The organism is Mucilaginibacter antarcticus (genome assembly GCF_042686155.1).
GTDB lineage: Bacteria > Bacteroidota > Bacteroidia > Sphingobacteriales > Sphingobacteriaceae > Mucilaginibacter > Mucilaginibacter antarcticus.
In genome coordinates, this window is sequence record NZ_JBHUON010000044.1 from 1 (window position 1) to 4,357 (window position 4,357).

6 protein-coding genes are annotated in these 4,357 nt (G+C 41.4%); 3 read left to right on the top strand and 3 right to left on the bottom strand.

The genetic code is table 11. From position 1 onward, the window contains the following. Positions 1-178: 178 nt before the first annotated feature. Positions 179-1,000 carry a CPBP family intramembrane glutamic endopeptidase gene (locus tag ACFSYC_RS19520; RefSeq protein ID WP_377130550.1) on the bottom strand — a complete coding sequence of 274 codons (822 nt, stop codon included), beginning with the start codon at positions 998-1,000 and terminating at the stop codon, positions 179-181. A 135-nt stretch (positions 1,001-1,135) separates the two neighbouring features. Here ACFSYC_RS19520 and ACFSYC_RS19525 point away from each other — a divergent pair, with 135 nt between their 5' ends. Then, a complete protein-coding gene (locus ACFSYC_RS19525; protein ID WP_377130551.1) occupies positions 1,136-1,417 on the top strand; it encodes a hypothetical protein in 282 nt (93 codons plus the stop codon). An 89-nt stretch (positions 1,418-1,506) separates the two neighbouring features. Here the strand turns inward: ACFSYC_RS19525 and ACFSYC_RS19530 are convergent, their stop codons facing one another. After that, positions 1,507-1,902, bottom strand: a complete 396-nt coding sequence (locus tag ACFSYC_RS19530) for a VOC family protein (RefSeq protein ID WP_377130552.1) — start codon at positions 1,900-1,902, stop codon at positions 1,507-1,509. A gap of 240 nt (positions 1,903-2,142) precedes the next feature. Further along, a complete protein-coding gene (locus ACFSYC_RS19535) occupies positions 2,143-2,370 on the bottom strand; it encodes a hypothetical protein (RefSeq protein ID WP_377130553.1) in 228 nt (75 codons plus the stop codon). Between the two features lie 383 nt (positions 2,371-2,753). Here ACFSYC_RS19535 and ACFSYC_RS19540 point away from each other — a divergent pair, with 383 nt between their 5' ends. Together ACFSYC_RS19540 and ACFSYC_RS19545 are read left to right on the top strand one after the other, a co-directional pair. Further along, entirely contained in the window at positions 2,754-3,953 is a 1,200-nt protein-coding gene (locus ACFSYC_RS19540) for an ABC-three component system protein (RefSeq protein WP_377130554.1), read from the top strand. Further along, on the top strand, positions 3,943-4,266 hold the full coding sequence (locus ACFSYC_RS19545; RefSeq protein WP_377130555.1) for a three component ABC system middle component: 324 nt from the start codon (positions 3,943-3,945) through the stop codon (positions 4,264-4,266). Before ACFSYC_RS19540 ends, ACFSYC_RS19545 begins: the two co-directional genes overlap by 11 nt. Positions 4,267-4,357 lie beyond the last annotated feature (91 nt).

The window sequence follows — 4,357 nt, forward strand, 5'->3', positions numbered from 1 at the left end:
CCTTCGCTTAAATGATCCTCAATGATCTTTTCTTCTTTAATTTTGTTCATCGTTTACACTTTAATGTGTAAACCTATTTCAGGACAAGTCAAATTGATAATGAGCGTGTCTAAAAATCGTTAAAATTGGCATAAAATGACACAAAAGGCGCTGACAATATGCTGTCACCACTTGGGGTTTAGCTTTGGTGTATCTTTGAATGATCCTGCGGCGGATGGTGAGCGTCGGGAGGTGGTGGGGAAACTTCGGTTACCTGCGGCTTCCTCTTCACAATATACCAATAGGCCAGTGCCGGGAACGCAACATACTGCACCAGCATAACAATAGTGTTTTCGTAAGCGTTAAACAGTTCGCCGCGTTTTAAGATCAGTAATTGGTTGCCTATAGGGCCTTGCGAGAAGATCACGGTGTTAATAAAGTTCCAGCCGAAATGCAGGGCTATGGGCAGGTATAAGGATTTGGTTTTGGCATAGGCCAGGGCAAATATGTAGCCCATTGCCCCGGTGACGATAAAGATGAAAGCCATTTGCACCGGATTACCGAAAGCATTCATAGAGAACCAATGGTACGCGCCGAAACAAATTGCCGACAACCAGCAGGCTCCGCGCACCCCAATTTTATTGATGGCGATATATAACAACGCCGCCCTGAATATCAACTCCTCGTATAATACCGATTGCATTGTCCACCAGGTACCGTCCAAGAACCTGGCCGGCGTAAACGATGGGTTTAACGACCAAACCGAGCCCGAAAAGATGGTTTGCAGATACCAGTTAAAGCACGCCATACCGGCAGCTATACCAAAGCCTGCTAATAAATGTACTCCCCGGCGTGGTGTCGGGGTTAAACCTAATACGCCCAGGCCCTTCGTTTCAATTAAGATTAACAATAGCCAGTTGATGGCAATTTCGACCAGTAGTCCGTCGCTTAAAAAGAACCCGACGGCTGCTATCAGCAGGGGAGGGCAAAGCCTGTACAGTAAGGGGTACTTTGTGATCATGATTTTAGGGTTTACAAAGCAAGATAGCAATTATGCGCTATTTAGCAGCATGCCGCTGCCCGTGTCCACGCTTGTAAATATTGACGTAATGATATTAAAATACTTATTTTTACTCCCAGAAAATTTATGAGCAATATGAAATATACCGCATCCCGTTTATCCGAAGGGAACAAGCTTTTCCCGGCAGAGATCATGATTGAAAAAACCGGACTTACCATCAAAATCCCCGGGCTTTTTAGCGGCGATGAAACCTCTGTGGCTTACAGCAGTATCTCGGCCGTAGAGATTGATACGCCGCTTATCGGGTTTTCTACTATTCGTTTTTTCCATAATGGCAACAAGGTAGAGGCACACGGTTTCTCAAAAAGCGACGTGAAAGAAATTAAAGCCGCTGTCGAAAATGCCCGCAATCAGTAATATTTGCGGTAGCCATTAGCTATTTATAAACACGGTCAATATAACCGCCCGATTTGCAAGCTTCAAACAGCGTGAGGTGCTTGTGGCCCTTACATGTTAAACACGTTCCAACGGTGCCCGTCGGGGTCTGCAAAGTCGAAACCGTAATAGCCCGGGCCAAATGCGGTTGGTTGGGTTAGCAGGGTGCCGCCCGCTTGGCTCACCTCGGTTGCCCAGGCGTCGGCTTCTGCGCGGCTGTCGGCCCACAGGGTAAACATCACTTCGTTATTACCGGTCAGGTTAGGCGTAGCATCTTTTGCGACGTCCTTAAAATGCTGATACGAGAAAATGTTGACCACAAAGCCGCTCTCGCCAATTTTAAAGCTGCACAGCTCATTGCTTTTACTGTCCCCCTCGTTTGATGTAAAACCTATGGCGGTATAAAACTCGCGGGTACGTGCTACGTCTTTAACGGCCAAATTGGCCCAGATCTGTTTTGGTTTCATGGTGTGGGTGTTTGTAATAAAGATACAAATGTATAGGGATGCTTGTTTAATTTATTAGCCTTACGTTTACGCACCCCCTTGTCATTGCGAACGAGGTACGAGTGTGGCAATCGCACCGAGCTTCGTTACTTAGCACCTCGTTGGCCTTTACGCGCCTGGCTTGCCTCCGCTCTTGGCCGCGGAATAGCCAGATACTTTTGTCTTGATAGGAGACTATATACGTTAGACCATGATGGGGAATTAGAAATAAGTATAGAATCCAAACGGCGCCTGATGTTTGGCTCTGACAGGTTTTTTAGAAAGTATTTTATATTCAGATTTTAGTCTTTCAAAATCCAGCTTTAAGCTATCAAACTTTCGTTTTTCAAGTTCAAATTCGTTAAATAGTTTAGAAAGTTTTTCAAGTTCTTGACTTGTTTCCATCTTGAGGTGATTATCTTCTATTAGATAAATAACCTCAAAACTCATGCCTATGAGAATAACCTCGCTTGTTATTTTTTCTTTTGGCCGTTGTTTGTGTTATCACCAACAACTTTGCGGTGGGTGTTTGCGTAATTCTTTATACAGATACTTGTGGTGATAACACCAACAAGGGCGGTGGGCAAAATTACCGCTTAGGTGGAATTAAAGGCAAATGTCACAAAACACGTCCCTGCGCTCTTTTTTCACGCCTCTTCACTACCATCTACATGTCATTGCGAGGTACGAAGCAATCTCTACTTAGGACATTCAATACGAATGATTATTAACAAACCCGACATGCGTGCGCCAGCATGGGCCAAGCGTAGGGAATAACTTATTATATCTTTCAATTGTTATTATTTATATTTGAGAAAGCCAATATCACATTAATGAATAACCTAAATAATTTGCATAGTGCTGATGGAAGCATCCTAGGCTTTCTTTATCAGATAGAACGTGCCCTTATGTGGTTGAGTACTAGTTCCTCAGAAACAGAAGTTGGTGTTGAGGTAGATGATGACATCACGGTGAAATTAATTGAAGGACAAGACATCACAAATATATACGAGCAGGCAAAACATAGTCAAACAACTAAAGTACCGTTTAGTAATAGCAGCGTCGATCTTTGGAAGACATTAAGCATTTGGGTTGAAGCCATTCAATCTGGACGTTTGAAAGTAGAAAACGCAATTTTTTCATTGTTGACTAATAAAAAGATGCCTCAGGATCGATTAGCTATTACTCTATCTAATGCCAAAGCAAAGGATAAAGTCGTTATGGCTACGGTATTGACCGATCTAAAGACAAGAGCATCTAAACTGCCAAAGTCCATGGAAGATTTCGCCACAATCATTCTTAACTGTCCTGATGCCGTCTTGGAAAAGATAATTGACAAAATAACTGTTCTTGACAATACTTTTACTCATAATTCAACAGAACTGAAAAAAAAATTGAAAGATAACTTAAGTGCTTCAGAAGATTTACCATTCAATTATATCTATCGTAGCCTTTTTGGATTTGTCAGTGAAACACTAATCGATAAGTGGCGAAATAGAGAACCAGGTTGGATTAGTGTTAAGGCATTTAATCAACAATACAGTCAATTAGTTGCAGACTTCAAAAAAAAATCTTTTTATGAACAAACAGTCGATTCTTTACCGATAGACCTGCAGGATGTAGAGAATAATAAAGGTAAAGTGTATGTTGAACAACTCCACAAAATTGGATGTGATGAAGAAGAAGTTATCGAAGCAATTCACGATTTTATCCGAGCAGCTTCAGAGCGCAGTCGATTAGCGGAAGATGGTGAAATTTCCAAACAAAAATTTGAACTTTATTATGACGATCTCCTAAATTATTGGAAGAGTATTTCGAAACCTAAATTTAGGTTTGCCCAAAAAGGAGCTTTTGCTCAAGTTGGATATGAGGTTTATTACACTTGTATTGCTTACAAAGGAAAAATAAATAATTATGAGCCAGAACAGGGTTATACTCATAAAGGGACTTACCATTATTTATCCGATCAAATTAAATTAGGTTGGCATCCGGAATGGGAATCAATTAAAAAGAAAAAGAAAAATGATAAATGAGTTCGAAATTTTTCAAAATAAGGCGATTGGCGCACATATAATTTGGGAATTTTCGAAGAATTACCAAATGCATCATCGTGAAAAGGCCTCGCCTTCTCTAGTCGAAGTTATGCCGGTTTTGCCCCTTTGTTTAAATAAAAGAGTTGTAAGTGGTATCAAAGAAAGGAATTTTAAAGGGGGGAGCTTATTAAGGGCAATTGACGAAAATAAGGACCTCTTTTCTGGGCTACAAGAACGGATGGAGGATATGGCCCCGTTAACATTACAGTCAATTTATATAGGCGCTATATCAGGATTAATTACTTATGATTGATATTCCGGGGATGTTGACCACCTGATTCCGTGGCAAAGTGACCATGCAATTAGCTGGCGAACGATAGCAGCGAGAGCTGTAAAAGTGTTTT

Bases quoted from the DNA above. Each gene is read 5' to 3' on its own strand.
- ACFSYC_RS19520 (WP_377130550.1), bottom strand. From the start codon at position 1,000: ATGATCACAAAGTACCCCTTACTGTACAGGCTTTGCCCTCCCCTGCTG.
- ACFSYC_RS19525 (WP_377130551.1), top strand. From the start codon at position 1,136: ATGAAATATACCGCATCCCGTTTATCCGAAGGGAACAAGCTTTTCCCG.
- ACFSYC_RS19530 (WP_377130552.1), bottom strand. From the start codon at position 1,902: ATGAAACCAAAACAGATCTGGGCCAATTTGGCCGTTAAAGACGTAGCA.
- ACFSYC_RS19535 (WP_377130553.1), bottom strand. From the start codon at position 2,370: ATGAGTTTTGAGGTTATTTATCTAATAGAAGATAATCACCTCAAGATG.
- ACFSYC_RS19540 (WP_377130554.1), top strand. From the start codon at position 2,754: ATGAATAACCTAAATAATTTGCATAGTGCTGATGGAAGCATCCTAGGC.
- ACFSYC_RS19545 (WP_377130555.1), top strand. From the start codon at position 3,943: ATGATAAATGAGTTCGAAATTTTTCAAAATAAGGCGATTGGCGCACAT.